The organism is Nonomuraea sp. LP-02, from assembly GCF_036289125.1.
Taxonomy (GTDB): domain Bacteria; phylum Actinomycetota; class Actinomycetes; order Streptosporangiales; family Streptosporangiaceae; genus Nonomuraea; species Nonomuraea bangladeshensis.
Map to the genome: position 1 here is coordinate 2,128,386 of NZ_JAXCLK010000001.1, position 26,847 is coordinate 2,155,232.

22 protein-coding genes are annotated in these 26,847 nt (G+C 73.0%); 9 read left to right on the forward strand and 13 right to left on the reverse strand.

From position 1 onward, the window contains the following. Positions 1-71 precede the first annotated feature (71 nt). Positions 72-749, forward strand: a complete 678-nt coding sequence (locus SMD20_RS09835; protein WP_091085282.1) for a TetR/AcrR family transcriptional regulator — start codon at positions 72-74, stop codon at positions 747-749. Here the strand turns inward: SMD20_RS09835 and SMD20_RS09840 are convergent. The 5 genes from SMD20_RS09840 to SMD20_RS09860 all read right to left on the reverse strand — a co-directional run bounded on the left by SMD20_RS09840 (position 746) and on the right by SMD20_RS09860 (position 6,076). Further along, positions 746-1,519 carry an enoyl-CoA hydratase/isomerase family protein gene (locus SMD20_RS09840; RefSeq protein WP_329577989.1) on the reverse strand — a complete coding sequence of 258 codons (774 nt, stop codon included), beginning with the start codon at positions 1,517-1,519 and terminating at the stop codon, positions 746-748. The two genes, SMD20_RS09835 and SMD20_RS09840, sit on opposite strands and share 4 nt — an antisense overlap. Continuing rightward, complete coding sequence (locus SMD20_RS09845) at positions 1,519-2,550, reverse strand: TIGR03617 family F420-dependent LLM class oxidoreductase (protein WP_329577992.1); 1,032 nt, start codon at positions 2,548-2,550, stop codon at positions 1,519-1,521. The genes SMD20_RS09840 and SMD20_RS09845 overlap by 1 nt, the downstream gene beginning before the upstream one ends. 34 nt (positions 2,551-2,584) lie before the next feature. Then, on the reverse strand, positions 2,585-4,153 hold the full coding sequence (locus SMD20_RS09850) for an AMP-binding protein (protein WP_329577995.1): 1,569 nt from the start codon (positions 4,151-4,153) through the stop codon (positions 2,585-2,587). A 108-nt stretch (positions 4,154-4,261) separates the two neighbouring features. Continuing rightward, the gene (locus tag SMD20_RS09855; protein WP_329577998.1) at positions 4,262-5,179 is read right to left on the reverse strand and encodes an SDR family NAD(P)-dependent oxidoreductase; all 918 of its coding nucleotides are present in this window, start codon (positions 5,177-5,179) and stop codon (positions 4,262-4,264) included. A 57-nt stretch (positions 5,180-5,236) separates the two neighbouring features. Next, complete coding sequence (locus SMD20_RS09860; protein ID WP_329578001.1) at positions 5,237-6,076, reverse strand: MaoC family dehydratase; 840 nt, start codon at positions 6,074-6,076, stop codon at positions 5,237-5,239. Between the two features lie 225 nt (positions 6,077-6,301). Here SMD20_RS09860 and SMD20_RS09865 point away from each other — a divergent pair, with 225 nt between their 5' ends. The 3 genes from SMD20_RS09865 to SMD20_RS09875 all read left to right on the forward strand — a co-directional run bounded on the left by SMD20_RS09865 (position 6,302) and on the right by SMD20_RS09875 (position 9,870). Continuing rightward, on the forward strand, positions 6,302-7,939 hold the full coding sequence (locus tag SMD20_RS09865; RefSeq protein WP_329578003.1) for an MFS transporter: 1,638 nt from the start codon (positions 6,302-6,304) through the stop codon (positions 7,937-7,939). Further along, positions 7,936-9,093: a thiolase C-terminal domain-containing protein gene (locus SMD20_RS09870; protein WP_329578006.1), complete on the forward strand. Its 1,158-nt coding sequence runs from the start codon at positions 7,936-7,938 to the stop codon at positions 9,091-9,093. Before SMD20_RS09865 ends, SMD20_RS09870 begins: the two co-directional genes overlap by 4 nt. Before the next feature lie 144 nt (positions 9,094-9,237). After that, positions 9,238-9,870 carry a TetR family transcriptional regulator gene (locus SMD20_RS09875; RefSeq protein WP_329578008.1) on the forward strand — a complete coding sequence of 211 codons (633 nt, stop codon included), beginning with the start codon at positions 9,238-9,240 and terminating at the stop codon, positions 9,868-9,870. Between the two features lie 19 nt (positions 9,871-9,889). Here the strand turns inward: SMD20_RS09875 and SMD20_RS09880 are convergent, their stop codons facing one another. The 6 genes from SMD20_RS09880 to SMD20_RS09905 all read right to left on the reverse strand — a co-directional run bounded on the left by SMD20_RS09880 (position 9,890) and on the right by SMD20_RS09905 (position 16,604). Further along, complete coding sequence (locus SMD20_RS09880) at positions 9,890-10,651, reverse strand: SDR family NAD(P)-dependent oxidoreductase (protein ID WP_329578011.1); 762 nt, start codon at positions 10,649-10,651, stop codon at positions 9,890-9,892. A 29-nt stretch (positions 10,652-10,680) separates the two neighbouring features. Continuing rightward, entirely contained in the window at positions 10,681-11,910 is a 1,230-nt protein-coding gene (locus tag SMD20_RS09885; protein ID WP_329578015.1) for a CaiB/BaiF CoA transferase family protein, read from the reverse strand. After that, the gene (locus SMD20_RS09890) at positions 11,910-13,121 is read right to left on the reverse strand and encodes a CaiB/BaiF CoA transferase family protein (RefSeq protein WP_329578018.1); all 1,212 of its coding nucleotides are present in this window, start codon (positions 13,119-13,121) and stop codon (positions 11,910-11,912) included. Before SMD20_RS09890 ends, SMD20_RS09885 begins: the two co-directional genes overlap by 1 nt. After that, a complete protein-coding gene (locus SMD20_RS09895; protein WP_329578022.1) occupies positions 13,118-14,212 on the reverse strand; it encodes an NAD(P)H-dependent flavin oxidoreductase in 1,095 nt (364 codons plus the stop codon). Before SMD20_RS09895 ends, SMD20_RS09890 begins: the two co-directional genes overlap by 4 nt. A 61-nt stretch (positions 14,213-14,273) precedes the next feature. Continuing rightward, positions 14,274-15,383 (reverse strand): acyl-CoA dehydrogenase family protein, encoded by a 1,110-nt coding sequence (locus tag SMD20_RS09900; RefSeq protein WP_329578024.1) that lies wholly within the window; start codon positions 15,381-15,383, stop codon positions 14,274-14,276. Positions 15,384-15,407: 24 nt separating this feature from the next. Then, a complete protein-coding gene (locus SMD20_RS09905; protein WP_329578027.1) occupies positions 15,408-16,604 on the reverse strand; it encodes an acyl-CoA dehydrogenase family protein in 1,197 nt (398 codons plus the stop codon). Positions 16,605-16,871: 267 nt separating this feature from the next. Here SMD20_RS09905 and SMD20_RS09910 point away from each other — a divergent pair, with 267 nt between their 5' ends. From SMD20_RS09910 to SMD20_RS09920, 3 genes are read left to right on the forward strand one after another with little or no spacing between them, the layout of a single operon-like run. Continuing rightward, positions 16,872-17,681 carry an ABC transporter ATP-binding protein gene (locus SMD20_RS09910; RefSeq protein ID WP_329578030.1) on the forward strand — a complete coding sequence of 270 codons (810 nt, stop codon included), beginning with the start codon at positions 16,872-16,874 and terminating at the stop codon, positions 17,679-17,681. Positions 17,682-17,703: 22 nt separating this feature from the next. Continuing rightward, positions 17,704-20,502, forward strand: coding sequence for an ABC transporter permease subunit (locus SMD20_RS09915; protein WP_329578033.1), 2,799 nt, complete (start codon positions 17,704-17,706; stop codon positions 20,500-20,502). Between the two features lie 35 nt (positions 20,503-20,537). Beyond that, complete coding sequence (locus SMD20_RS09920) at positions 20,538-21,935, forward strand: ABC transporter substrate-binding protein (RefSeq protein WP_329578036.1); 1,398 nt, start codon at positions 20,538-20,540, stop codon at positions 21,933-21,935. 65 nt (positions 21,936-22,000) lie between these two features. On the opposite strand, the gene SMD20_RS09925 is transcribed toward SMD20_RS09920, so the two are convergent. Further along, positions 22,001-22,819, reverse strand: a complete 819-nt coding sequence (locus tag SMD20_RS09925) for a VOC family protein (protein WP_329578039.1) — start codon at positions 22,817-22,819, stop codon at positions 22,001-22,003. Positions 22,820-22,879: 60 nt separating this feature from the next. Further along, on the reverse strand, positions 22,880-24,322 hold the full coding sequence (locus SMD20_RS09930; protein ID WP_329578041.1) for an MFS transporter: 1,443 nt from the start codon (positions 24,320-24,322) through the stop codon (positions 22,880-22,882). A gap of 301 nt (positions 24,323-24,623) precedes the next feature. Here SMD20_RS09930 and SMD20_RS09935 point away from each other — a divergent pair, with 301 nt between their 5' ends. Both SMD20_RS09935 and SMD20_RS09940 read left to right on the forward strand, forming a co-directional pair. Beyond that, entirely contained in the window at positions 24,624-26,081 is a 1,458-nt protein-coding gene (locus SMD20_RS09935) for an MFS transporter (protein WP_329578044.1), read from the forward strand. Positions 26,082-26,227: 146 nt separating this feature from the next. Beyond that, positions 26,228-26,845 (forward strand): TetR/AcrR family transcriptional regulator, encoded by a 618-nt coding sequence (locus SMD20_RS09940; RefSeq protein ID WP_329578047.1) that lies wholly within the window; start codon positions 26,228-26,230, stop codon positions 26,843-26,845. Positions 26,846-26,847 lie beyond the last annotated feature (2 nt).

Genomic DNA, 26,847 nt, shown 5'->3' on the forward strand with positions numbered 1-26,847 from the left:
ACCCAGTTTCATGTTCACGGTACTCAGTCGCGCGGTGCGGGACAACCCCTAACTTCCGTCACAATGGCCGGGTGCCGACACCGCCCATCCGCCAGCGCCTCGCCGAGGCCGCCGTGACGCTGTTCGACGAGAACGGCTACGACGCGACCACCGTCGACGACATCGCCGCGCGCGCAGGCGTCAGCCGCAGCACGTTCTTCCGCCACTACCGCTCCAAGGACGACGCGATCTTCCCCGATCACGACGCGCTGCTCACCAGGATCGACGCCCGGCTGCGCGCCTCCACGGCGGGCACCGCGATCGTGGCCATCACCGACGCCGTCCGCATCGTGCTCGCCCACTACGTCGACGACGCCGAGGTCTCGCTGCGCCGCTACCGGCTGGTCCGCGAGGTGCCCGCCCTGCGCGACCGCGAGATCGCCAGCGTCGCCCGCTACCAGCGGCTGTTCCGCGAGTTCGTCGGCGCCTGGCTCGGCGACTCTCCCGACGCCGGCCTGCGCGCCGAGCTGATGGCCGCCTCCGTGGTGGCGGCCCACAACCAGGTGCTGCGCGGATGGCTGCGGGCCGGCGGGACCTACGACCCCAGCGGCCCCCTAGACCACGCGCTCGGCTACGTGATCGCGACCTTCCGCCAGCTCGAACAGCCGCGCGACAGCGAGCAGGTGGTGGTCGCCACCTTCAGCCGCTCGGCCTCGCCCCAGGCCGTGATGGCCGCCATCCAGCAGCACCTGGACGCCCGCCCCGGCTAGCGGTTGCGGAACACCGGCGCCCGTTTCTCCAGGAAGGCGCTGATCGCCTCCCTGGTGTCCTCGGTGGCGCCGTTGAGGTTCTGCGCGGCCGCCTCGCGCAGCGCGCTCTCCCGGAAGTCGCCGCTCGCCGCCAGGTTGAGCAGCTCCTTGGTCTGCGCCAGCGCCAGCGGCGCGAGGCCCAGCAGCTCGCGCGCCCACTCCCCCGCCTGCGCCAGTGCCGTGCCCGCCGGCACGACCCTGTTGAGCAGCCCGAGGTCGTGCACGTCGCGCGCGGACAGGATCCGGCCGAAGAAGGCGAGCTCCTTCGCCCGGTGCAGGCCCACCATGTGGGTCAGCAGCCACGTCCCGCCGAAGTCCACCGACAGGCCGCGCCGGGAGAAGATCTGCGAGAAGCGGGCCGTCTCGTCGGCGACCGCGAGGTCACAGGCGAGCGCCATGTTGAAGCCGGCCCCGACCGCCGCCCCCGACACGGCGGCGATCGTGGGCTGGGGCAGGTCCCGCAGGGCGAACAGCGCCTCGTTCACGATCCGCATCGCGCGGCGCGGCGAGTCGCCGGAGCCCTGGGCGCTCAGGTCGGCCCCCGAGCAGAACTCGCCGCCCGCGCCGGTGAGCACCAGGACGCGGTCGTCGGCGCGGGCCGCGATGTCGCCGAGCACGCGGGCGAACTCGATCCAGCCCTCTCTCGTCATCGCGTTCTTCCTGGCGGGACGGTTGAGCGTGACGGTGACAACGCCGCCGTCGCGCTCCACCAGGAGGTCCCCGGACCCCATCAGGGCCGGCCCGCCTCGCGCAGCGTGGCGAGGGCCGCGCCGAGCTCGGCGTCGGACGCGCCCGGCGGCGGCTGGAGCGCGACCTGGTCGACCAGGCCGCCGAACCTGCGCGCCACCTCCGCCGCCACCTCGGTCAGCGACCCGCTCACGCAGAAGGTGTCCAGCACCTCGTCGTCGATCAGGTCGGCCATCCGGTCCCAGCGGTCGGCCTCGGGCCGCACCGACAGGGCGTGCAGCCGCTGGTGCAGGTCCTCCCAGCCGTGCAGCGCGAGGACACCGCGGTAGGCCGGGGTGGAGCCGTAGAAGGCGACCCGGCCGCGCAGCACCCGCCGCTGCCGCTCGACGTCCTCGGCCGGATCGAGGACGTGCACGAACCCGGGGCAGTGGACCACGATGTCGGAACGGTCCCGCCCGGACCGGGCCAGCCCCTCCTCCAGCGCGGGCAGGGTGATCTCGCGGAAGTACCGCTCGGTGCTGAACCCGTGCGGGATCAGCCCGTCGGCCACCTCGCCGGCCAGCCGGGTCATGAGCGGGCCGACCGCGGCCAGGTGGATCGGCGGATTGCCGTGCGGATGCGGCTCCGGGCGGAAGGTCGCGGTCATGAGGGTGTGCCGGTAGAACTCCCCCTCGTGCCGCACCTCCTTGCCGGTGTTCCAGTCGTCCCAGATGGCCCGCAGCGCCGTGATGTACTCGCGCATCCGCGCCGCGGGCCTGCTCCACTCCATGCCGAACCTGCGGGTGATGTGCGGCCTGGTCTGGGTGCCGAGGCCGAGCACGAACCGGCCCCCGGAGAGGATCTGCAGGTCGTTGGTCACGTACGCGAGCGCCATCGGCGTCCGGGCGAAGGCGACCGCGATGCCGGTCGCCAGCCTGATCCGGGTCGTCGCCGGCGCGGCCAGCGCCAGTCTCAGGAAGGGGTCGTGGTCCACCTCCGCGCTGGAGATGGTGTCGAAGCCGGCCCGCTCCGCCCGGGCGGCGAAGGCGGCCACGTCCGCCGGCGGCCCGGCGGCGGCGTGCACACTCGTCTGCAACGGCGTCTCCTTGTCCTGCTCTCGCCGGCCGGGGTCAGCCGGCGTAGAGGTCGCGGAGCTTGCGGCGCTGCAGCTTGCCGGTCTCCGTGCGGGGGAAGTCGGCGCGGAACTCGTACCGTCTGGGGATCTTGAACGAGGCCAGCAGCCCGGCGCAGTGGGCGCGCAGGTCGGCGGCGAGGTCGTCGCCGGGCACGGCGTCCTCGGCGGGCTGGACGACGGCGAGCACGCTCTGCCCCCAGTCGGGGTCGGGGACGCCGATGACCGCGACGTCGGCGACCGCCGGGTGCGTGATGAGGGCCTGCTCGATCTCCGCCGGGTAGATGTTCACGCCGCCGGAGATGATGAGGTCGGTGCGCCGGTCGAGGAGGAAGACGTAGCCGTCCTCGTCGAAGTAGCCGTAGTCGCCGACGGTCGACAGGTCGCCCCGGCGGCTGGCGGCGGTCTTGGCCGGGTCGTTGTTGTACTCGAAGGTCGGGCCGGCGCCGGGGATGCCGAAGTAGATGATGCCCGCGGTGCCGGTGGGCACCTCGTTGCCGTCCTCGTCGAGGATCTTGACGAGGGTGTTCGGCGTCGGCCGGCCGACCGTGCCGGGCTTGCGCAGCCACTCCTCCGAACCCACCAGGGAGACGCCGCCCTCGGTGGAGGCCAGGTACTCCCACACGACCGGGCCCAGCCACTCGATCATCTGCTGCTTGATCGGCACCGGGCACGGGGCGCCCGCGTGGATGACCGCCTCCAGGCTGGACAGGTCGTACTTCTCGCGCACCTCCTGCGGCAGCCGCAGCATCCGGTGGAAGTGCGTGGGGACCATGTGCACGGTGGTGATCCGGTGCTTCTCGATGGCGGCCAGCACGCTCTCCGGGTCGAACTTGCCCTGGATGACGACCGTGTGGCCGAGCTGGAGGAAGGCGAAGGCGTGGCCGCTCGGCGCGGCGTGGTAGATCGGCGAGCACACCAGGTGCACGCCCTTGTCCATGGTGACCTCGTAGCGGGCGCACAGGCCGCCGTACAGCGCGCCCAGCACCGGCTCCGGCTCGGCGTCGGGGTAGAGCAGGCTGCGCACGCCCTTGGGGTTGCCGGTGGTGCCCGAGGTGTAGCCCATGCTGCCGCCGAAGCGGCGGTCGGCCGGCGCGTCGTCCGGCTCGCCCGCGCCCAGCTCCGGGTACGGCAGCCAGCCCGGCACCTCGCCGCCGATCACGTACCGGTGCTCGGGCAGCGACTCCAGCGGCAGCGTGGCGGCCTGCTCGGCGTCCATGACCAGCAGCCTGGCGCCGGAGTCCTTGATGATGTAGAGCATCTCGGCGGGGGTCAGCCGCCAGTTGACCGGGACGAAGAACATCCCGACCTGCGCCGTGGCCAGCATCACCTCGAGGTACTCGTGCCCGTTGTGCAGGGCGACCGCGACGCTGTCGCCGTTGCCGAGCCCGTGGCTGCGCAGGGCGCGCGAGACGCGGTTGACCCGCGCCAGCAGCTCGCCGTACGTGAGCATCGACCCGTCGGGATCGATGATGCCGGGCCGGCCGGGGTCGGCCGCGGCGATCTGGTAGAAGCCGACGGGCTCCGTGGTGGGGTGAGGCGTGGTCGGGTGAGTGGTAGAGGACATCGTGCGTCTCTCCCTGTCCGGCTTGACCGATGAATGCGATCCCCGTTGCGGGGTGCCCGGCCGGCTCTTCTCGGCCGGCCCGGGGCCCGCGTCCCCCGTGCGGCTCCGTTACCGGGGCAGTTGCGCCATGAAGATCGACGGGTGCAGCCCGTCGGCCTTGGGGCGGAACGACTTGGTCAGCTTCTCCCCGAGGTCGGCCAGGTCCCAGGGGCCGTCGGAGGAGACGGTCTCGACGACCTCCGGGTTGTTCCACAGCCGGACGTCGTACCCGGAGGCGCCGAGGGTGCGGCCCGACAGCCAGCCGGACTCGGTGCCGGCGAGGTAGGTGACGATCGGCGCGATGTTGTCCGGCGACATGAGCTCCTCGGCGGCGGGGTCCTCGCCGAGCTTCTTGTCGTCGGGCACGGTCGCGGTCAGGCGGGTGGCCGCGCCGGGGGCGATGGCGTTGGCCGTCACGCCGTAGCGCGCCAGGCCGTTGGCGAGCGAGGCGGTCAGGCCGATGATGCCCATCTTCGCGGCGGCGTAGTTCGGCTGGCCGGGCGAGCCCTGCAGGGCGGAGTCGGAGGTGAAGTTGATGATCCGGTAGTGGCCCTCGGGGTTGCGCTGCTGACGCCAGTACGCGGCGGCGGGCTTGATGGTGCTGAAGTGGCCGCGCAGGTGCACGCGGATGACCGCGTCCCAGTCCTCCTCCGGCAGGTTGAAGATCATCTTGTCGCGGAGGATGCCGGCGACGTTGACGACCACGTCGAGCTGCCCGTAGTTCTCCAGCGCCAGCTCCACCAGGCGCCGCCCCGTCGCGGTGTCGGCGATGTCGCCGGCGTCGGAGACGGCCTGGCCGCCGAGGTCGTTGATCTCCCTGGCGATGGCCTCGGCGGGGCCGGTGTCGCCGCCGGAGCCGTCCGGGCCCGCGCCGAGGTCGTTGAGCACGAGCCGCGCGCCCTGCTGGGCGAACATGCGGCTGATGGAGGCGCCGATGCCGCGTCCGGCGCCGGTGACGATGGCGACTCTGCCGTCAAGTGATCCCATGGGGGTGTCCTTCCGCAGACGGAGGGGTGGAGGGGGTGCCGTGCGCGGCGCGCACGGTCAGAGGATGACCGCCGTGCCGTGGTCGATGACCGGGGCGCCGCTCTCGTCGGTGGTCTGGAACCGCACGTCGGTGCCGTCGGCCCAGATCGACACCGTGATCGTCTGACCGGGGAGTATCGGCTTGGTGAAGCGGGCGGACATGGCGCGGAACCGCTTGGGCTCCGAGCCGGCGACCGTGTGCAGCAGCGCGCGGCCGGTGAAGCCGTAGGTGCACATGCCGTGCAGGATCGGCCGCGGGAAGCCGCCCCGGCCGCTGAAGGACGGGTCGGTGTGCAGCGGGTTGCGGTCGCCGGTCAGCCGGTAGAGGAGCGCCTGGTCGGCGCGGGTGGTGTAGGTGACGACGTGGTCGGGCTTGCCCGTGGGCCGCTCCCAGGAGGTGCCGGGGCCGCGCTCGCCGCCGAAGCCGCCGTACCCGCGGAAGAACAGGGAGGTGCGGATCTTCGCCAGCGGCGCGCCGCCGGGGACGCGCGAGACGCTCTCGGTGGCGATGATGGCGCCGGAGCCCTTGTCGTACACGCCGACGATCTCGCCCGTGGACTCGACCTCGCCCGCGACCGGGATGGTGTCGAACAGCTCGAAGGCCTGCTCGGCGTGGAGCATCTTGGTGAGGTCGAGGTCGCCGGGCAGGGCCATCCCCGCGCCCATGGCCACGTTGCAGAACGTCGGGAGGACCTGCTGTGGCGTGCCCGCGGTGTTCTCGGTCGTGAACTGCAGCTCCGAGAGCGGGTCCTCCTGGCCGGCGCCGACCGCGATCGCGTAGAGCAGGGCGTCGTCGGAGGTCCAGGATCTCGTGAGGGGTTCGCTCTTGCGGCCGACCAGCGAAGCGTCGATGGGCATGGAACCTCGATTCGTGAACGCTCGGAAGACCTGGTCCGGGCGTCGCCGCCCGGCCTAATCAGGTGCCAAGTGAAACACGTTACGACTGAACCGGCAAGGCTTGGCTGCCTCTTGACATCGGAGAGTTCAGCTCCAACTCTGTCAGTAAGCAGAACATGTTGTCTTTAGCCGGATCCGGGCCGCGGCCCGGCCGCCACCTGCCGGAGGACCTGAAATGGCTGTGCGGTGAGGCGCTTCCAGGCGCTGCCCGCCGATCTGCGGATCTCCGCCCTGATCGCGTTCGTGGTCGCCCTCGGCTTCGGCGTGATCGCGCCCGCCCTGCCGCTGCTCGCGGCGGAGTTCGGCGTGGGCAGCGCGGTCGTGGGGGCGGCGATCAGCGCGTTCGCGGTGGTCCGGCTCGCCACCGCGGTCGTCAACAGCCGGTTCGTCCAGCGCTTCGGCGAGCGCCGGGTGATCGCCTGGGGACTGTGGCTGCAGGGCGCCACGATGATCGTCGCCAGTTTCGCCCCCGACTTCACGCTGCTCATCACCCTGCGGGCGATCGGCGGGATGGGCAGCTCGGCCTTCACCATCGCCGCCATGTCCCTGGTCCTGCGCACGGCGCCGGCGGACGCGCGGGGCAGCGGCATCAGCACGTTCCAGCTCGGCTTCATGCTCGGCGCCATCGCCGGGCCCGCGATGGGCGGCGTGCTCGCCGACGTGAACCCGCGCCTGCCCTTCCTGCTGTACGGGGCCACCCTGCTCGTGGCCGCCGCGATCTCGCAGCTCAAGCTCTCCCCCGGCGTCCCGCCGCCGCCCGGACCCCGGCACGCCGGCGCTCCGCCGGCGGAGACCGCGTCGCTGCCCCGCGGCACGTACGTCCGCGCCTTCGCCGCGGCCCTCGTCGCCAGCTTCACCGTCGGCTGGCTCTTCTACGGCCTGCGCAACTCGACCATCCTCGTGTTCGCCACGGAGGAGCTGGGCAGCAGCGGCACCTTCATCGGCGTGGCGATGCTCGGCACCGCCGTCACCCAGGTGATCTCCGTGCGGGCGTTCGGCCGGTGGGCCGACGCGCGCGGCAGGCGGCCCGCGATGATCACCGCCGGCGTGCTCGGCGGCGTCGCCGTCGCGCTGCTCTGCCTCCCGGCCGGCGAGGCGGTCTTCCTCGCCTCGATGGCGCTGCTCGGAGTGGCGGGCGGCGGGCTGTCCGCGACGCCCGCCGCCCTCCTCGCCGACATCAGCGGCAGCAGCCCCGCCAGGAACGTGGCGTGGTTCAACATGTCGTCCGACGTCGGCGCGATCATCGGCCCGGTCGCGGCGGGGGCGGTCGCCGACGCCCTGTCCTTCCAGGCCGCCTTCCTCATCACCACGCTGATCCTCGCGGTCGTCGTGGTCAGCTCGGCGGCGATGCGCGAGACGCTCGCCGCATCCTCGAGCCCACCTGTGAAACCACCCTCGAAAGGAACCGCCATGCCCGGCCCGGCACCCGTGCCCATCCCGGAGACACTCCCCTTCTGGGAGGGCGCCGCGAACGGCGAGCTGCGCGTCCAGCGCTGCGCGTCCTGCGAGCGGCACTACTTCTACCCGCGCCCCTTCTGCCCCGCCTGCGGCTCGGCGGACGTGGAGTGGACGACCGTCAGCGGCGCGGCCCGGCTGCTGTCGTACGTCATCAACTACCGGCCCCTGCCGCCCTTCGACCCCGCCACGCCGGTCGTCGTGGCGCTGGTGGAGCTGGCCGAGGGGCCGCGTCTCATGACCAACATCGTCGGGGTGCCGCCCGAGCCCGAGCATCTGGAGCTGGACATGGCGTTGCAGGTCTGTTTCGTCGAGCGGGGAGAGCACACCCTGCCCGTGTTCGCCCCCGCCGGGGAGGTGGCCCGATGACCTCGATGCACCACGGCGGCATCGCCATCGTCGGCGCGGCCGAGACCACCGACGTCGGCGTCCGCCCCGACCTGTCCGTCCTCGGCCTGCACGCGGAGGCGGCACGCAACGCCCTCGCCGACGCCGGGCTCACCGCCAAGGACATCGACGGCGTGGCCACCGCAGGGCCGCTGGCGCTGGAGGTCTCCCACCACCTCGGCATCGAGCCCCGCTGGCTCGACGGCACCATGGTCGGCGGCTGCAGCTTCATGCTGCACGTCCGCCACGCCGCCGCCGCCATCGCGGCCGGCGCCGCCGACGTCGTGCTCGTCACCCACGGCGAGTCCGGACGCTCCCGGGTCGGCGTGGCCCCCTGGGCCCCCAACCCGGCCTCGGCCACCGGGCAGTTCGAGGCCGTCTACGGCGCCCAGACGCCCTATTCGACCTTCACCCTGCCCGCGCTGCGCTTCCTGCACGAGCGCGGCATGACCCGCGAGCACCTGGCGCACGTCGTCGTGGCGCAGCGGACGTGGGCGCTGAACAACCCGCGCGCCTTCCGCCGCAAGCCCACCACGGTCGAGGAGGTGCTGGCCGGGCCGCCCATCGCCTACCCGTTCACCAGGGACATGTGCTGCGTGGTGACCGACGGCGGCGGCGCGCTCGTGCTCACCACCGCCGAGCGCGCGAGGGACCTGCCGGGCGGCGACCGCGCGGTGTACCTGCTCGGCTCGGGCGAGGCCGCCGAGGGGCCCCTCGTGTCGCAGATGGCCGACCCCGGCTCGTTCGCGGCCTTCCGCAAGGCCGGGGAGGAGGCGTTCCGCACCGCCGGCATCTCGCACGCCGACGTGGACCACCTCATGGCCTACGACGCCTTCGCCCACGTGCCGCTCTACATGCTGGAGGACCTCGGCTTCGTCGGGCGCGGCGAGTCGGGCGACTTCGTCGCGGAGGGCAACACGCTGAAGGGCGGCTCGCTGCCGATGAACACCAACGGCGGCGGCCTGTCCTACACCCACACCGGCATGTACGGCATGTTCGCCATCCAGGAGGCCGTGCGGCAGCTCCGCGGCGAGGCGGTGGAGCAGCTCCCCAAGGCCGACATCAGCTTCGTGCAGGGCGTCGGGATGTTCTTCGCGGCGGCCGGCAGCCTGGTGCTCTCGCGCCACCAGGGCTGAGGCCCCGGCGGCGCCGGGAACCCGTCCCGGCGCCGCTCGCGCGCTCATGAGAACGTGTACTCTTTAGTACCAGCTTTGCAGCCGCTGACCCCAGGCCGTCAGCGGGCTCTCATGTCCTTCACCCACGGGGAAAGGAGGTCCGCCATGACCCGGGTCAGCAGGAAGGGCCGCACGCCCGAGGCGCGGGCCTTCCGGGCAGAACGTGTTCTGGATGCCGGGATGGCCCTGGCCACCCGGGGCGGCTACGACGCGGTCCAGATGCGCGAGGTGGCCAGGATCGCGGAGGTCGCCCTGTCGACCCTCTACCGCTACTACCCGTCGAAGGACGCCCTGCTCGCCGCGGCCATCCAGGTGCAGCTCGACGAGCTGCGCAAGGACATCGTGCAGCGTCCCCCGCGCCAGCGCACGCCGGAGGGGCGGGCCGCGGAGGTGCTGCACCGCGCCTTCCGCGCGATGCAGTACAACCGCGGCTGGGCCCACGCCGCGCTCAGCGCCTACCACATCCCCAAGCCGCTCGGCGAGCGGCGTGAGGAGACGCCGCTCCTGGCCGAGACGCCGCCGCCGACCAGCCTGGCCGAGCTGATGGGGCGCGCCGCGTGGGGGCCCGACCACCGCATCACGACCGCCGAATACCGGGCGCTGCACATGCTGGAGTCGTTGTGGAACAGCAGCGTCATCGGCTGGCTCAACGACCAGCTCACCCCCGAGTACGTCGAGGAGCGGATGAAGTTCGCCGCGCGGCGGCTGCTCATGCCGGAGCCCGAGACCGGCAGATAGGCCCCGGGCCCGGCGGAGCTCAGCGCGCGCCCTGGCCGTCGTCGACCTTGACCACGGTGCCGGTCACGAACTCCGAGTGCGGGGACACCAGGTAGAGCAGGCTGCTGTCGAGCTGGCGCGGGTCGCCCATGCGGGCACGGGGGAAGAACCGCGACGGGTCGCCGCCGATGCGCCGCACCATGCCGTCCATCATCTCCGAGGCGAACGCGCCTGGCGCGATGGCGTTGACGTTGATGTGGAACTTCGCCCACTCGACCGCGAGCACCTCCGTCATCCGCACGACGGCGGCCTTGGTCACCGAGTAGAGCGCCGCTCCCCCGCCCCGGTACTCGTAGGCGCCCATGGAGGAGACGTTCACCACCCGGCCACCGGCACCGGCCGCGATGAGCCGGCGCGCGAAGTCGCAGGAGAGCAGCCAGGGCGCGCGCAGGTTCGTCCCCAGCACCCGGTCCACGAGGTCGACGGGCATCTTGGTGGCGTGCTGGGCGTCGGGGATGCCGGCGTTGTTGACCAGGATGGTGGCCGTGCCGAAGCGCTCCTCGGCCGCGTCCAGCAGGCCGCCGAGCTGTTCGTCGTCGGTGAGGTCGGCGGCCAGCGGCAGGCAGGCGCCGCCGGCCGCGGCGATCTCGTCCGCGAGCTCGCCCAGCCGGTCCGCGCGCCGGGCCACGGCGACCACGGAGGCCCCGTGCTCGGCGAGGGTGACGGCGAAGCGCCGCCCGAGTCCCGAGGAGCATCCGGTCACGACGGCGGTCTGCCCCGTGAGATCGACGGTCTGCGGCATGGCTCTCCTTCTTCCGTTCCATGTGCGCTTCAATCCAGGACCTGCTCGACGGCGCCCTCGGCGACGAGCCCGGCGACCTCGTCCGCCGCGAAGCCCAGGAGCTCGGTGAGGACCCGCTCGTTGTCCTCGCCGAGCAGCGGGGCCGCCTTGGTGACGCGGTACGGCGTCAGCGACAGCTCCGCCTGGGCGCCCTCGTACGGCGTCATCCCCATGACCGGGTGCGGCTGCGGCCGGAAGTAGCCCCGGTGCGCCACCTGCGGATCGGACTGGAGACCCCGCGCGTCGTGCACCGGCCCCGCCGGCACCTCCGGCTGGAGCGTACCGACGACCTCGGCGACCGTCCTGGCGGACGTCCACGCGGCGAGGGCCCGCTCCAGGCGGTCCTCCTGCTCCTTGCGCCCGGACAGCGTGGCGAGCCGGGGATCGGCCGCCCACGCGGGCTCCCCCAGGGCGCGGCGCAGGGCCGTCCACTGGTCGTCGCCGGTCACCGCAATAGCAACCCACCGCTCCCTGCCGCCCTCCGGCAGGCACGGGAAGACGCCGTGCGGGGCGGCCGCGCGGTCGCGGTTGCCGTCGCGGGTCGCGACGTGGCCGGTGAGCTGGTGGTCCACGAGTTCCGGCGCGAGGAACATCAGGCCGGTCTCCATCTGGGACAGGTCGATGTGCTGGCCCTCGCCGGTGCGGTCGCGGTGCTCCAGGGCCGCGAGCACGGCCACGGCGGCGAAGCGCTGCCCGATGAAGTCCGTGTACGCCCCGTACGGGGAGCCGGGATCACGGTCGGGCCAGCCGGTCAGCTCGCAGAACCCGGACATGGCGGCGAGCACCGTGCCGAACCCCGCGAAACCCCTGCGCGGGCCGGTCTGCCCGTTCATGGACGTCGAAAGCATGATCAGGGAGGGGTTGACCGCGCGCAGCCGGTCGTAACCGAGCCCGAGCCGGTCCATCACACCCGGCGTGAACGCCTCGATGACCACGTCGGCCCAGGCCGTCAGGCGGGCCGCGACCCGTCTGCCGCCGTCGGTGGACAGGTTGACGCCGAGGCCGAGCTTGGAGGCGTTGTAGTCGGCGAAGAACTGCGAGCGGTTGAGTCCCGGCACGCCGTCCTTGAACGGCGGCGCTTTGCGCAGCACGTCCACGGAGCGGGTGCTCTCGGTGCGCACCACCGTGGCGCCGTACTCGGCCAGGTAGCGCGCCGTCAGCGGGCCGACGCCCACCCAGGACGCGTCCCACACCTTGACGCCGTCGAGCGGTCCGCCCATCAGATCGTCCCTTCGCCGCGGTGGCGGGACAGCTCCTCGGCGGACAGGCCCGCTTCGTCCCGCCACACCGTCTCGTTGTCCGCGCCGGGCCCGGCGACGTGGCCGGCGCTCGCCAGGGGGCTGGCCGGCAGCCGGGCCCAGACGCCGGGGACGCGCAGGTCCCCGGCGGTCAGGAAGTAGTCGCGCGCGGCCAGCTGCTCGTCCGCCATCAGGTCCGCCACCGTGTTGACCGGCGCCACCATGAGCCGGCGCGCCAGCGCCTTGCGGGTCAGCTCCACCTTGGTCTCGGTCAGGAAGTACCCCGCCAGCGCGCCGGTCAGCAGCTCGGGGAACGACGGGTCGTCCGCGGCGAGAGCAGGCGAGCCGAGCCGCCCGGCGTCGTACGCCGCCAGCGCGGGCGGCAGGAATCCCTCGTCGCGCAGCCAGCCGACGTACCCGGCGGGGCCGGGGCCGAAGGGGACGGTGGCGAGGACGTGCCCGTCGCGGCAGCCGAACAGGTGGCGGTAGGGCTGGCCGGGCCCGGGCGCGCCGAAGGAGGCCCGGTCCACCACCGAGCCGTCGGTGTAGGGGCCGGGCACCGCGTTCATCAGGGTGCGGATCGTGGCGAGCTGCGCCGAGACGTCCACGTGCTGGCCCCGGCCGGTGCGCCGGGCGTGGCGCACCGCGACGAGGGTGTGCACGACCGCCTCGGCCGCGGCGTGCAGGAAGTACTGGCCGGAGCTGATGCGGACGGGCGGGCGGTCGGGGTCGCCGTTGGTCCACACCGCGCCGCCCGTCGCGGCGACGACGAGGTCGGCGGCGGCGTGACCGGCGTAGGGGCCGGTCCGGCCGAACGGGGTGACGCTGACCAGCACCAGGCGCGGGTTCACGGCTGACAGGGCGGCGTGGCCGAGCCCCCGTCCGTGGAGCGTCTCGCGCTCGTACGACTCGATGACGACGTCGGCGGCGCGGGCCAGCCGCAGGAACAGCTCGCGGGCGCCCGGCCTGGCCAGGTCCAGCGTCACCGAGCGCTTGCCCCGGTTGAAGGCCGGCCACGCCGGGTTGGTCCGGCCGGGAGGCGCGCCGGCCCGCCGGTCGAGCCGGGCGGGATCGCCTCCGGGCGGCTCGACCAGGGTGACCTGCGCGCCGAGGTCGGCCAGCACCCGCCCGCTCAGCCAGGCCCGCTCGGTGGTCAGATCGAGCACCCGCAGACCCGCCAGCGCCCCGCTCACCGCGCCACGCCCGGCGCCGAGCCGGGCTCGGCGGTCAGGGCACCTGGGGTCTCAGCAGCCTGAGCGATCCCCGCGGCCTGAGCGGGACCGGCCGCCCGCGCGGGACCGGCCGCCCGCGCGGGCTCGGCGGTCAGGGCGTGGGTGGTGCGGGCGGCTTCGGCGTACTCGGCGGCCAGCCGGTCCACCAGTGCGGCGACGGAAGGGACGTCGCGGACGCCGGAGACGGAGTGGCCGGCGCTCCAGATGTCGCGCCACCTCTTGGGCGCGCCCCCTTCGCGGCCTTCCAGCGCCGTCATGGAGAAGCGCTTCGGCCCGAGCCCGAACTCGGCCGGGTCGAGCCCCTGGGCCAGCAGCGACCGCCGCAGCAGGTTGGTCTCCAGCCCCGAGAGGGCGTTGGTGAGGTGGATGTCGTCGAGCTCGCTCTCGACGACGAAGCTTTTGTACCGCTCGTCGGCGCGGGCCTCGCGGGTGGCGATGAAGCGGGTGCCCATGTAGCCGAGGTCGCATCCCAGGGCCCGCGCGGCGAGCAGGGCGTGCCCGTCGGCCTGCCCGCCGGCCAGGGCGACGATGCCGTCGAAGCGCCGCCGCACCGCCCGCACGAACGCGAACGGGTTGGCGTTGCCGGTCTGCCCGCCCGCGCCGGCGGTGAGCAGGATCAGGCCGTCCGCCCCGGCGTCGATGGCCCGCTCCGCGTGGCGCACGGTCGCCACGTCGCACCAGACCTGGATCCCGGCCGCCCGCAGGGCGGGGGCGACGGCGGCGGGCGAGCCGACGGAGGTGATCACCGCGGCCGGGCGGTGCCGCAGGATGACGTCGAGGTCCTGGTCCAGGCGGGGGTTCGAGCGGTGCACGATGAGGTTGGGCACGCAGGGCGCGGCGTCGGGGCCGCAGGCGGCGGCGATGCGGTGCAGCCACTCGTCGAGCTCGCCCTCGGCCCGGCAGTTCGCCGTCGGGAAGCTGCCGAAGACGCCCGCCCGGCAGGCGGCGATCACCAGCTCGGGGCCGGAGACGAGCAGCATGGGCGCGGCGACGAGCGGCAGCCGGGCGCGCCTCAGCAGGGCACGGCGGTCCTGTGGCAGGTCAGCGGTCATGGATCACCTCAGGAGGTAGAGCCGCGGCGGGCACCCCGGGGAGGGACGCCCGCCACCGAGGTCACACGCCGAGCTTGTCGGCGAGCCGGTCGAGCTGGTAGTCGCCGTCGCCCGCCAGGACGTTGCCGGCGATCGCGTTCTTGTAGTAGAAGTGCGCGTCGTGCTCCCAGGTGAAGCCGATGCCGCCGTGCAGCAGCATCGTGTCCTTCGCCGCGGCGAGGTAGCCGGAGGAGGTGAGCGCCCGCGCGGCGGCGGCGGCCGCGCCGAGCCTGGCGGGCTCCTCGTCGGCCGCCCTGGTGGCCTCGCGCAGCGCGGCGTCCGACAGCGCCCACCGGGTGTACATGTCGGCGAGCTTGTGCTTGACGCCCTGGTAGGCGCCGATGGGCTGGCCGAAGGTGTAGCGGACCTTGGCGTACTCGGTGGTCATGGTGAGGCAGGCCAGCATGGCGCCGGACTGCTCGGCGGCGATCGCCAGGTTCGCGAGGTCGGCCACGCGGTCGAGTGCGGCGGCGGCGTCGCCCGCGAGCGGCCGGGCCGGGGTGCCGTCGAACGTCACGGTCGCCGTGCTGCGGGTCGGGTCGACCACGGCGTCCCTGCTCACGGTCAGGCCGGCGGCGTCGCCCTCGACCAGGTACAGCCCCGCGCCGCCGGGTCCGGCGGCCTGGACGAGCAGCACGCCGGCCTCCGCGCCGTTCAGCACGGCGATCTTGGTGCCCGACAGGGTGACGGCGTCGCCGGAGCCGGTCGCGGCGGTGGCGGGCGCCTCGGGGATCCAGCGGCGCTCTCCCGGCTCGCTGACGGCGAGCGCGCCGACCAGGCCGCCCTCGGCGAGCCGCGGCAGGAGGTCGTGCTTGGCCGGCTCGTCGTCCAGGGCGAGGAGGGCTCCGGCCGTGAGCACGCAGGCCAGCAGCGGCGAGGGCACGAGGCCGGCGCCCAGCTCCCGCAGCGCCGCCGACAGGTCGGCGTGGGTGGCGCCGGCGCCGCCGTACTCCTCCGGGATGATCAGGCCGGCCAGGCCGAGGTCCCCGGCCAGGCGCGACCAGACCTCCGCGTCGTAGGCGTGCTCGCCGCCGATGACCTCGCGGACCCGCGGCATCGGGCTGCGCTCGGCGACGAAGCGCTTGACCGTCTGAGCGAGGCTCTTCTGGTCGTCGGTGAAGATGAGAGACACATCAGCTCCTGGAGGGTGGGACGGTCAGCGCGAGAGCTTCAACTGGTTGAACGGGGTGTTGCGGTCGACGCCGGGATCCTTGGCGAGCCCCAGCACCCGCTCGCCGATGATGTTGCGCTGGATCTCGTTGGTCCCCCCGGCGACGGCGCCGCCGGGCGCGGCCACGATGGCCATCACCACCCGCTCCAGGTCGGCCCCGCCCAGCGCGAGGTCGGCGCCGAGGACGTCCTGCGCCAGGTCGGCGGCCCACAGGGCCTGCTCGGCGCCGGCCAGTTTGGCGGCGGAGCCGCGGGCGCCGATCGGGATGCCGGCGATCGACTCCTCGTGCAGCACGTGGCCGTAGGCGCCGAGCGCCGACTCGCGGGCGTACAGCAGCGCCAGCCGCCGCCGGACGGCGGGGTCGCGGTCCAGGCCGCGGGCGCGGGCCAGCTCCAGGAGCGCGTCGAAACCGAGCGGGTTGGAGCGGGCGCGCGTGCCGGTGCCGATGGTGACCCGCTCGTGGCGGAGCATCACCACGGCCGCGGCCCAGCCCTCGCCGACCCGCCCGATGACCGCGTCGTCGGAGACCTCGACGTCGTCGAAGAACACCTCGTTGAACGGCGCGTGCCCGGTCGCCACGACGAGCGGCCTGACGGTGACGCCCGGGTGGCTCATGTCGACGATGAACATCGTGATGCCGCTGTGCTTGGGCATGCTCGGGTCGGTGCGGGCGATGATGGCGCCGTAGTCGCTGTGCTGGGCGCCTGAGGTCCACACCTTCTGGCCGTTGATGATCCAGCCGGTCTCGGTGCGGGTCGCGGTGGTCTGCAGGCCGGCGACGTCCGAGCCGGCGGAGGGCTCGGAGAAGAGCTGGCACCAGATCTCCTCGCCCTTGAGCAGCGGCGGCAGGTAGCGCTTCTTCTGCTCCTCGGTGCCGAGCTCCAGGATGGTGGGGCCGGGCATGCCGAGGCCGATGACGAACGGCCCGGTGGGCAGCTCGAAGTCCGCCGCCTCCTCCGAGAAGGCGATCAGCTCGGCCGCGCCGAGGCCCTGGCCGCCGTACTCCTTGGGCCAGGTGATGCCGGCGAAGCCCGCCTCCCACAGCGCCTTCTGGAACCGCTTGGACTCCTCCAGCGGCACGGCGGTGCCCTCGAGGTCGTAGTCGGCCGCCTCGTCGAAGGGTTTGGCGTTCTGCTCCAGCCAGGCGCGGGCTCTGGCGCGGAACTCGTCGGTGGAGGTCATAGGCGTTCCTCTCGTGACGGGAGAAGCGGGGGCGGGCGCGCGCGTGGACCCACGCCGGCCGCCGTTTGAAAACACGTTCTGTTTAGCGAAGGCTCTTCTGTTCGGGAGCGGATGTCAAGAGCAGGAAGACACCTTGTCTACAGCTTTGATATTGACAATGGCGACGCGTCTGGTCACGCTCCCTACAACGGAAACGGGTTCCTTTTGTGTCGGAGGACGTTCGGCGCCGCGGTCGGGGACGCCCCCTCCTCAGGAAGTGAGCACACCATGGATGTTGCACAAGCCACCCCCGCCACCCCTGGAGGACCGGACACCGGGACCGTTCTCCGGCTGGCGGACGTGACGGTGCGCTTCGGGGGGATCACCGCGGTCGACGGCGTCACGCTCGACGTGCCGCGCGGGCAGGTGGTGGGCCTCATCGGGCCCAACGGCGCCGGCAAGACCACCCTTCTGGACGCGATCTCGGGGCTGCGCACCCCCACCGAGGGCCGCGTCGCCCTCGACGGCGCGGACGTCACCTCCCGGTCGGCCTCCTGGCTCTCCCGGCACGGCGTCCGCCGCACCTTCCAGCGGCACCAGGCGTTCGGCTGGCTGAGCGTGCGGCAGAACGTGCTCGTCCCGCTGGAGTGGCGGACCCGCGGGCGCGGCCTGCTCGGGGACGTGCTGGGCCTGCCGCATCGCCGGCGCGAGACCGCGGCCCTGCTGGAGCGGGCCGACGAGGTCATCGAGCTGTGCGGGCTGTCGGCGGTGCGGGACGTGAGCGCGGCGACCTTGCCGATCGGCCGGCTGCGGCTGCTGGAGTTCGCCCGCGCCATCGTGGACGCGCCCCGGCTGCTCCTGCTCGACGAGCCGACGTCGGGGCTGGGGCCGCGGGAGACCGAGCTGCTGCGCGAGGTCCTGCTCGGGCTGGTCCAGCGGCACGAGCTGACGGTCGTCCTCGTGGAGCACGACATCGACTTCGTGATGGGCCTCGCCGACCGCATCGTCTGCCTCGTCCAGGGGAGCGTGCTGGCCGACGGGCCGCCCGCCGAGATCCGCAAGAACCCCGAGGTCATCGCCGCCTATCTCGGCAGCTGACACCCCCTCTTAGGAGTCTTCGTTGCAGTTCTTCAGCATCACGATCAGCGGGGCGGTGTCGGGCGCCATCTACGCGCTGCTCGCGATCGGGCTCGTCCTGTCGCACTCGACCTCGCGCATCTTCAACTTCGGCCACGCGGCCACCGCCTTCGCCGCGGCCTACCTCTACCACCAGTTCCACGTCGCGCTCGGCTGGAACAAGTGGCTGACGCTCCTGGTGATCGTCGCCCTGTTCGCCCCGCTCATGGGCTGGGCGTGGGACCGCCTGGTGTTCCGCCGCCTGGCCGACGCCGAGGAGTCGACGAAGATCGTCGCCGGGGTCGGGGTGCTCATCGTCGTGCCGGCGTTCGTCCTGCTGGTGTGCGCGATCCTGCGGGACACCCTCGGAATCCCCTTCCAGGACGTGGCCGAGGTCTACCAGGTGCCCGGCGTGCTGCCGGCCCAGCAGCACCAGATCGCCGCGGGCCTGGTCCTCAGCAACAACCAGCTCGTCGCCCTGGGCGCCAGCGTCCTGCTGTTCGTCACGATGTGGGCCTTCCTCCGCTTCACGCCCCTCGGCCTGCACATGCGGACCGCGGTGGACAGCCCGGTGCTCGCCCGGCTGCGGGGCATCAACACGGGCAGGGTCTCGACCCTCTCGTGGGTGATCAGCTTCTTCCTCGCCGCCGTCGCGGGCGTGCTGGCCGCGCCGTTCCCCGGCCCGTTCGGGCTGGTCAACGACAACTACACCCTGGCGCTGTTCGTCGCCACCACGGCGGCCGTCGTGGCGGGGCTGCGCTCCGTCCCGCTCGCGTTCCTCGCCGGGCTGCTCATCGGCGCCGTGCGCAACATCGTCGTGGCGTACGTCAACGCGGACTACCTCGGCGCGTTCGGCGCCTGGGCCGCCAAGGTGTACGGCCTGACCGCGTCCGTCCCGTACGCCGTGCTGTTCATCGCGCTGATCCTGCTCGGCCACGACCGCAGGCGGCGCAAGGCCGGCACCGCCGCGACGGCGGCCAAGCCCACCCCCGACTACCGGGACGACCTCAGCCCGTTCAAGAAGGCCCTGCCCTGGATCATCAAGTCGGCCGTCATCCTGGTGCCCGCGCTGTTCCTGGCCAACGGCATCTGGCGGCAGTTGTTCATCTACGGGTTCGCGCTCGGCATCATCCTGCTGTCGTTCACCATCGTGACCGGGCTCGGCGGCATGGTGAGCCTCGCGCAGGGCGCGTTCGCCACGGCGGCCGGACTCACCGTCGGCCTGCTGCTGGCCAACGGCTGGCACTACGTGCCCGCCACCGTGGTCGGCGTGCTGGTCGCCGCCGCGCTCGGCGCGCTGACCGCGCTGCCGGCCCTGCGATTGTCCGGGCTCAGCCTCACCTTCGCCACCCTGGCGCTGGCACTGCTGGCGACGAACGTGCTGTTCAAGATGGAGTGGTTCTCCAACGGCACGGCCGGCTGGTCGATCCCGCGGCCCCGGTTCGGGCCGATCGACCTCGGCGACGACCGGGTGCTGCTGATCGTCGTCTTCCTCGTCGTGCTGCTGCTGGTCCGGATGGCGAACAACCTCACCGACTCGGCGGCGGGCCGCGCGATGATCGCCGTGCGCACGGCCGAGCCGGCCGCGTCCGCGTCGGCCGTCTCCCCGCCGGTCACCAAGCTCCTCATCTTCGTCATCTCCGCCGCCGTCGCGGGGCTGGGCGGCGTCCTCGCCGTCACGGTCTACGGCACGGTACTCAACACGGCGAACCCGCCGCAGGCCACGTTCCTGTGGCTGGCGATCGTCGTCATCGTCGGCGTACGCAGCCCCGGCGGCGCCATCGAGGCCGGCATCATCAGCGCCGTCCTGCCCTGGATCATGGCCCACGGCTTCGACCTCGGGCCGATCAGCTGGGGCGGCACCAGCAACGACCTCATCCCGCAGGTGCTGTTCGGGCTCGGCGCCATCCAGCTCGCCGCCCAGCCGAACGGCCTGCTCGCCACGCAGTCCATGGCCGCCCGGCACCGGCGCGACCGCAGGCGCGCCAAGCTCGCCGCGCAGGCCGCCCCTCAGGCCGCGCCCCCGGCCTCGCCCGAGCCCGCGATCGAGGTCAGCGAGCCGGCGGCGCCCGTTGGATCGGCCCCGGCGGCCGACCGCTCGCCCGGCCTGCTGGAGCTGCACGGCGTGCACGCCGCGTACGGGGAGGTCGAGGTGCTGCACGGCATCGACCTGACCGTGCGGGAGGGCGCCATACTGGCCCTGCTGGGCGCCAACGGCTCCGGCAAGACGACGCTCTGCGCCACCATCGCCGGCCTGGTGCCGGTGACGAGCGGCCGCATCGTGTTCGACGGCGAGGACATCACCGCACTGGACACGCTGCGGCGCGTCGAACGCGGCCTCGTCCTCGTCCCCGAGTCCCGTGGCGTCTTCCCGTCCATCACCGTCGACGAGAACCTCAGCATCTGGCTCCCGTCGAAGGCCGACCGCGCCAAGGTCTACGAGCAGTTCGAGTCCCTGGCCCGGCGGGCCGGGCAGCCGGCGGGCAACCTGTCCGGCGGCGAGCAGCAGATGCTCAGCCTGGCCCCCTTCCTCGTCCGCCGCCCGCGCCTGCTCATCAGCGACGAGCCGTCACTCGGCCTGGCCCAGCTCGTCACCGCCGAGATCATGGCCGCGTTCCAGCGCCTCCAGCAGGAGGGCACCACCGTGGTGCTCGTCGAGGAGAAGGCCCGGGACGTCCTGACCGTCGCCGGCCAGGTCGGCGCGCTGCAGACCGGCCACCTCCGCTGGGTGAGCGAACGGGCCGACGTCGACGAGCAGCGCGTCGCCGCCGCCTACCTCGGCATGTCCGCCGTCGTGCACTGACCTCCCAGCCACAGAACCTCCGAAAGGCAAACAGCATGACCTCTGCGCGCACCCGCCGGCTCCGGCGGGTCAACACCCTGGTCGCCGTGACGGCCGCCCTGTCGCTCACGGCGTGCGGCGGCGGCTCCTCCGGCTCCCCCGAACCGGCTTCCCGCCCGGCCGTCACGGCCAAGCCGCTGACCGCGCAGCAGGCCGGCGAGGAGATCGTCAAGATCCTCGGCGAGCTGCCCGAGCTCACCGGCGACACCGTACGCGGCGTCAACGGCAAGGTCGTCACCGTCGGCGGGACCGGGACCAACACCAAGGCGGGCCAGCACACGCTGCCCGGCCTCGACGTCGGCGCGAAGGCCCGTCTGGAGCGTGCCAACCGCGAGGGCGGCGTCAACGGCTACACCTTCGCGTACGCGGGCTTCCAGGACGACAACGGGCAGCCGGCCGCCTCCCAGCACGCCACGCAGAGCCTGGTCGAGTCCGAGAAGGTCTTCGCCCTGGTGCCGTACGTGCCGGCGTCCGGCGTGAACGGCGACTACATCGTCAAGAACAAGGTGCCGACGTTCGGCTGGCTGGGGCAGGACTTCTGCGCCTGGGACAAGAACCCGTGGATGTTCAGCACCTCGGGCCAGGCGTCGTGCGCGGAGGCGCTGCCCGGCAAGGTCGTCGGCTCGTCGTCGTCGCTGGAGCAGTATCTGAAGGCGTCGGGCAAGGACCCGTCGTCGATCAAGTTCGGCGTCTTCGCCTCGTCGGACCCGTACGGCAAGGCCGGCGTCATCTCGGCCAAGGCCATCGCCGCCAACCTCGGCATCGACGTCGTGTACGCGGAGGCGGACCTGCCGAGCGCCACCGAGCCCCCGCTGTCCGACTACACCCCCATCGCCTCGCGCATCATGTCGTCCGGCGCCGACGTCGTGTCGGCCAACGTCACCGCGCCCGCGCTGCTGGGCGTGCTCGGCGCGCTGAAGTCGCTCGGCTGGACCGGCGACATGCTCTACGGCCAGGCGGCGCAGGCGCTGCTCGACAACGCCGGCACCGCGCAGACGGTGGACGGCATGTACGGCACCACGACCCAGGGCGCCCTGGCGTTCGGCGAGGACAAGTTCGCCCAGGTCAGGGAGGACCTCAAGGCCATCGGGTCGGACGCGCCGCCGGACGGCATCGGCACGGTGACGACCTACTGGGCGGCCGACCTCTTCCTGCAGGCGTTCGCCAAGATCGAGGGCGAGCCCACGGCGGAGAAGCTGGCCACGGTGCTCAACGGCGGCTCGTTCACCTATGAGGCCATCCCCGGCGTCACCTGCTCGCAGTCCTGGCCGGCCGGCCGGGTGCTCACCCCGGCCTGCGCGGGCGTGGTGAAGTACGACGCCGCAGCCAAGAAGCTGACGCCGCTGACGCCGCTGGCGGACGTGGGCGGCTACTTCATCGTCGACGGCCGGTGACGGCCCGGTGATCCCCGCCCCCACCGGCCGGTCCGGCGGGGGCGGGGATCACGCGTCCCGGGCGGTCAGCGGGTCGCGGGGACGGGGTCCGTGCGGCGGTCGCGGCTCTCCCCCGCGAGGTCGGCGACCCGGATGCCGAGCTCGGGGACGACGGGCTCGTCCTCGGCCGCCCGCAGCGCGCCGGACGGCTCCCACGCCGCCGCCCCGTCCTGGCGGAAGCCAAGGAGCCGGAGCCCGGGCGGCTCGTCGGGGTCGGCGGCGAGCAGCAGGTCCGACCCGCCGTCCCAGCGGTAGGAGGAGATCCCCGGTCCCCACGTGGTCTCGGCGCCGCCGAGCAGGTCGCGGAGCACCAGGCGCGCCTTGTCCTCGTCCGAGACCCGTCCGACGACGACCGGCAGCGCGGCCGCCTCGGCCGCGGGCTCCGGCCAGGGGGCCCGCTGCGCGCCCGGCAGGTCCTCGAGCAGCTCCGGGGGCAGCCCTTCCGACTGGGCCACCTGGACGAGGAAGCCGAGCCCGGTGGCCTTGGGGTGCAGGAACGCCTCCTGCCAGATCGGGTTGCCCAGGTTGACGAGGATCGGCTCGAAGCCCAGCGACCCGGCCGCGGCGAGGACGGCCCGGATGTCGCGCACCTTGAAGGTGAGGTGGTGCGGCCGGGCCGCCGCCCGCGCGCCGTCGAGGAAGCGCTGGACGAACGTCCCCGGCTCGCTGCCGGGTTCCAGGAGCTCGACGCCCATGCCGCCCGCGTACCGGAGCTGGGCCGGTCTGAAGGTGGGCTGGGTGTGGCCGCCGGTCCAGCGCCCGCCGAACCGCCCCGCGAGCACGGGCCCGGCCTGGGCCCAGCGCCGCACCGCGAGGGCGACATGGTCAAGGGAGTACGCCGTCATGTGACACCTTTCCGTGGAGCGTCAGGACAAGGATCGCAAGGCGGAGCACCGGGCCGTCGGTCAGCCCGAACTGGTGGCGGGCTCCGCCTGGACGCCGCCCGGCAGTGGCGTGGGCCCCGCGCCCCGGCCCCGGCGGCGGGGCAGCAGGACGCTCAGGAGGACGGCGGCGCTCACCGCGGCGGCGGCCACGGCCAGCGCCTGCTGGAGGCCGGTGCGGGAGGGCAGCACGGCGGCGCCCAGCTGGACGGTCTGGACGGCCAGCACGGCGCTGATCACCGCGCTGGCCAGCGACGTGCCGATGGAGCGCATGAGCGAGTTGATGCCGTTGGCGGCGGCCGTCTCCGACTGCGGGACGGCGTTCATGATCGAGGCGGGCATGGCGGCGTAGCCGAGGCCGGCGCCGGCCGAGACCACGGTCGAGGCGACCACGACGTGCCACACCTCGTCCATCAGGAACAGCGCGCCGCCGTAGCCGGCGGCGCTGAGCAGGCCGCCGACCACGAGCGTCACCTTGGGCCCGTACGCGCCCGTGAGGCGGGCCGAGACCGGCGACAGCACGATCATCATCACGCCGCCCACCGCCATCCACAGCCCGGCCTCCAGCATGGACAGCCCCAGGCCGTAGCCCGTGGCGGCCGGCGCCTGCAGGAGCTGGGGGAAGACGAGGCTCGAACCGAACATGCCGAACCCGAACGCGACGGACGCCGCGTTCGTGATCAGCACCTCGCGCCGGACGGTCATGCGCAGGTCGACCAGCGCGTCGCGGGTCCGCAGCTCCACGAGCCCCCAGACCAGGAAGATCACCGCCGCGGCGGCGAACAGCCCCAGGGTGAGCGGGCTCGTCCAGCCCCAGGCGGCGCCCTTGGTGATGGGCAGCAGGAAGCACACCAGCCCTGCCGACAGACCGGCCGCGCCGGGGAAGTCGAACCGGCCCCCGGTCCGCAGCGGCGAGTCCGGCACGAGGACGCGGGTCAGCACCAGGCCGATCGCGCCCATGGCGGCGGCCACCAGGAAGAGCATGTGCCAGTCGGCGAACTGCGCGACCAGGGCGCCCAGGGGCAGCCCGATCGCGCCTCCGGCGCCCATGGTCGCGCTCATCAGCGCCATGGCCGAGCCGAGCCGTCCGGGCGGCAGCAGGTCGCGCATGAGGCTGATGCCGAGCGGGATCGCGCCGACCGCGCAGCCCTGCAGCGCGCGGCCGGCCACGACGGCGGGCAGCCAGCTCGACGCCGCGCAGATCAGCGACCCGGCGCACATGAGCGCGAGGCTGACGAGCATCATGCGCCGCTTGCCGTACATGTCGCCCAGGCGTCCGCTGACCGGGGTGAACACGGCGGAGGACAGCAGCGTGGCGGTGATGACCCAGGACGCGTCGTCCACGGAGGCGGACACCAGGCGCGGCAGGTTGGGGATGATCGGCACGACCAGGGTGAGCATCATCGCCACGACCATGCCGCTGAAGGCCAGCGCGGCGGTCACGAGATGCGACGCGCGACCGGACACGGGTGGCGCCACCGTACTCCTTCTGCTGGGGACGATGCCCGCACCCTAATCCGGACGTGCTTTGTCTGTAAATAGGCGGGCACTCTTGACATCGCCGAGAACGCTGACCTAGCTTCTGTTTTGCAGACATGTTTCGTCCATATTAAAAGCGCAGCTCAAACTCCGTTTTCCAGGGCGAAGCAGCCCTCCCGGACGCCTGCCGCCCCGCGCCCGCGTTCCCCGCCGGCGCTCCTTCCCGCACCCTTCCGCGTCTCCCCGCCCCCCGCACATCCGCTCGCTCCACGCCGACGTCGCGGAGCCGATGAACCCTGCCCCGAACCCCCTGGCCGGCCACGTCCTCACCAAGGAGCCCCCCACCATGGTCAGCGAGCGCGTTCCCCCGCACAGCGAACCAGCGATCTCCACGACGGCCGCCCCGCCGTCGAAGCCCAGCATGGTCAAAGCCTGGGTGATCACCCTCATGCTGCTCGCCAGCACGCTGATCGCCTATCTGGACAAGGCGATCCTCGGCCTGGTCGCCCAGCCCGTGATGGCCGACCTCGGCCTGACCGCCACCCAGTTCGGCACCATCAGCACCGCCGCCAGCCTGCTCGGTCCCGCCGTGACGCTGCTGTTCGCCACCGTGGCCGACCGGCTGCCGCTCAAGGGCACGCTGTTCACCCTCGTCCTGCTCTGGTCGCTGATCCAGCTACCGATCTTCTTCGTCGCCTCGGCCGGCATGCTCGTCGTGACCCGGCTGCTGCTCGGCGCGGCGGACGCGCCCTCCAACTCGGTGATGCACTCGATGGCCTACTCCTGGTGGCCGAACGAGCGGCGCGGCCTGCCTGCCGCGCTGCTCACCACCGGGGCCTCGTTCGGCAAGCTGATCTTCGCGCCGGTCCTGGTCGTGGTGATCGCCGCGCTCGGCTGGCAGTACGGCTTCCTCAGCGTCGCGATCATGGGCTTCGTCTGGTGCGTCGGCTGGGCGTTCGTCGGCAAGACCGGCCCGTACGCCGAGCCGGTGACGCCGCGCCCGCCGAAGAAGCCCGCCAAGGAGACCGCCGCGGACGACGCGCCCGAGGACCCGACGGCGGGCACCAAGGCCCCGCTCCGCTCGATCCTGCTGACCGGCACCTTCATCGGCTACCTCGCGCTGTTCTCCTCGGTCGGCATGCTCGTGATGATCGTCCTCACCTGGCTGCCGTCGTACTTCGAGGCGGGCCTCGGCTTCTCGGCCGTGACCGCGGGGTCGCTGTTCGGGGTGCCGAGCATCACCTCGGTGATCTTCCTGTTCGCCTACGGCGCGTGGGGCGACCGGGCGCTCAAGCGGGGCGTCCCGGCCCGAGTGGTGCGCACCCTCATCGGCGGCGGACTGGCGATGGCCGGCGGCGTGTCACTCATGGCGCTCCCCCTCGCGGACGGCGTGGCGCTGCCCATGGCGCTGCTGATGCTCGGCTACGGCCTGAGCACCAGCATCTACGCGATCGCCAACCCGACGCTCGCCCAGATCACCCCGCCCGCGCAGCGCACCGGCGTCCTGTCGCTCGGCCTGGCCCTGAGCGGTCTGATCGGCGTTCCCGGCCCGGTGCTCGCGGGCATGGTCCTCGACGCCGCCAAGGCTTCCAGCGGCTCCCCTGCCGACGGCTACACCAGCGCGTTCCTGCTGGCCGGCGTCATCGTGCTGATCGGCGGCGCGCTGTTCGCCCTGCTGGCCAACCCCGAACGCGACGCGCTCAAGGTGGAGGCGGCCCGCGCCGCCCGCGCGGCCGGTACCTCCTGAGCCGGAGGACGGCCGTGCGCGCCTCCCGCCGGACCCCGACCTGCGGGAGGCGGCCGGGCGGCCTCCCCCATAAAAGGGACGATCATTGTCCGCAACCTTGACGAAGATCGCTGACGCTGATGCCCTCTCCTGGCAAACTGGTCCTCATGACGAGCGCTGCCGCGCCACGGCCGGGACGGCCGCCGGACCCCGACATCGAGCCGCGCGTGCTCGACGCGACGCTGCACATCTACGCCGAGGTGGGCTGGGCCGGCTTCACCATGGACGCCGTGGCGCGCCGGGCCCGCGTGGGCAAGGCCGCGCTCTACCGCCGCTGGCAGAGCAAGGAGAAGCTCATCGTGGCGGCGCTCGCCTCGCTCACCACCCCGGTGATGGCCGAGTCCACCGGCTCGCTGCGCGAGGACCTGCTGGCCATGGCCATCCGGACCCTCCGGGCGCAGCAGAGCCGTGACGGGCTGGTCGGCATCCGGGCGCAGATCGAGGCCAAGTTCTATCCCGAGCTGTTCGGCCAGGCCATGGAGGACCTGGGCAGGCAGTGGCGGACCATCTTCCGCAGCCTCGTCCTGCTCGCCATCGAGCGCGGCGAGATCCCCAAGGGCACCTCACCCGCCCTGGTCCTCGACGCGGTCAACGGCATCCTCGTCAACCACGTCCTGTCCACGCCGCTGGACAAGATGCCGGCGCTGGTGGAGGACGCCCCGCGCTACGCCGAGACCATCGTGGACTTCGTCCTGTCGTCCATCGGCTACCGCGAGCCCGCCTGACC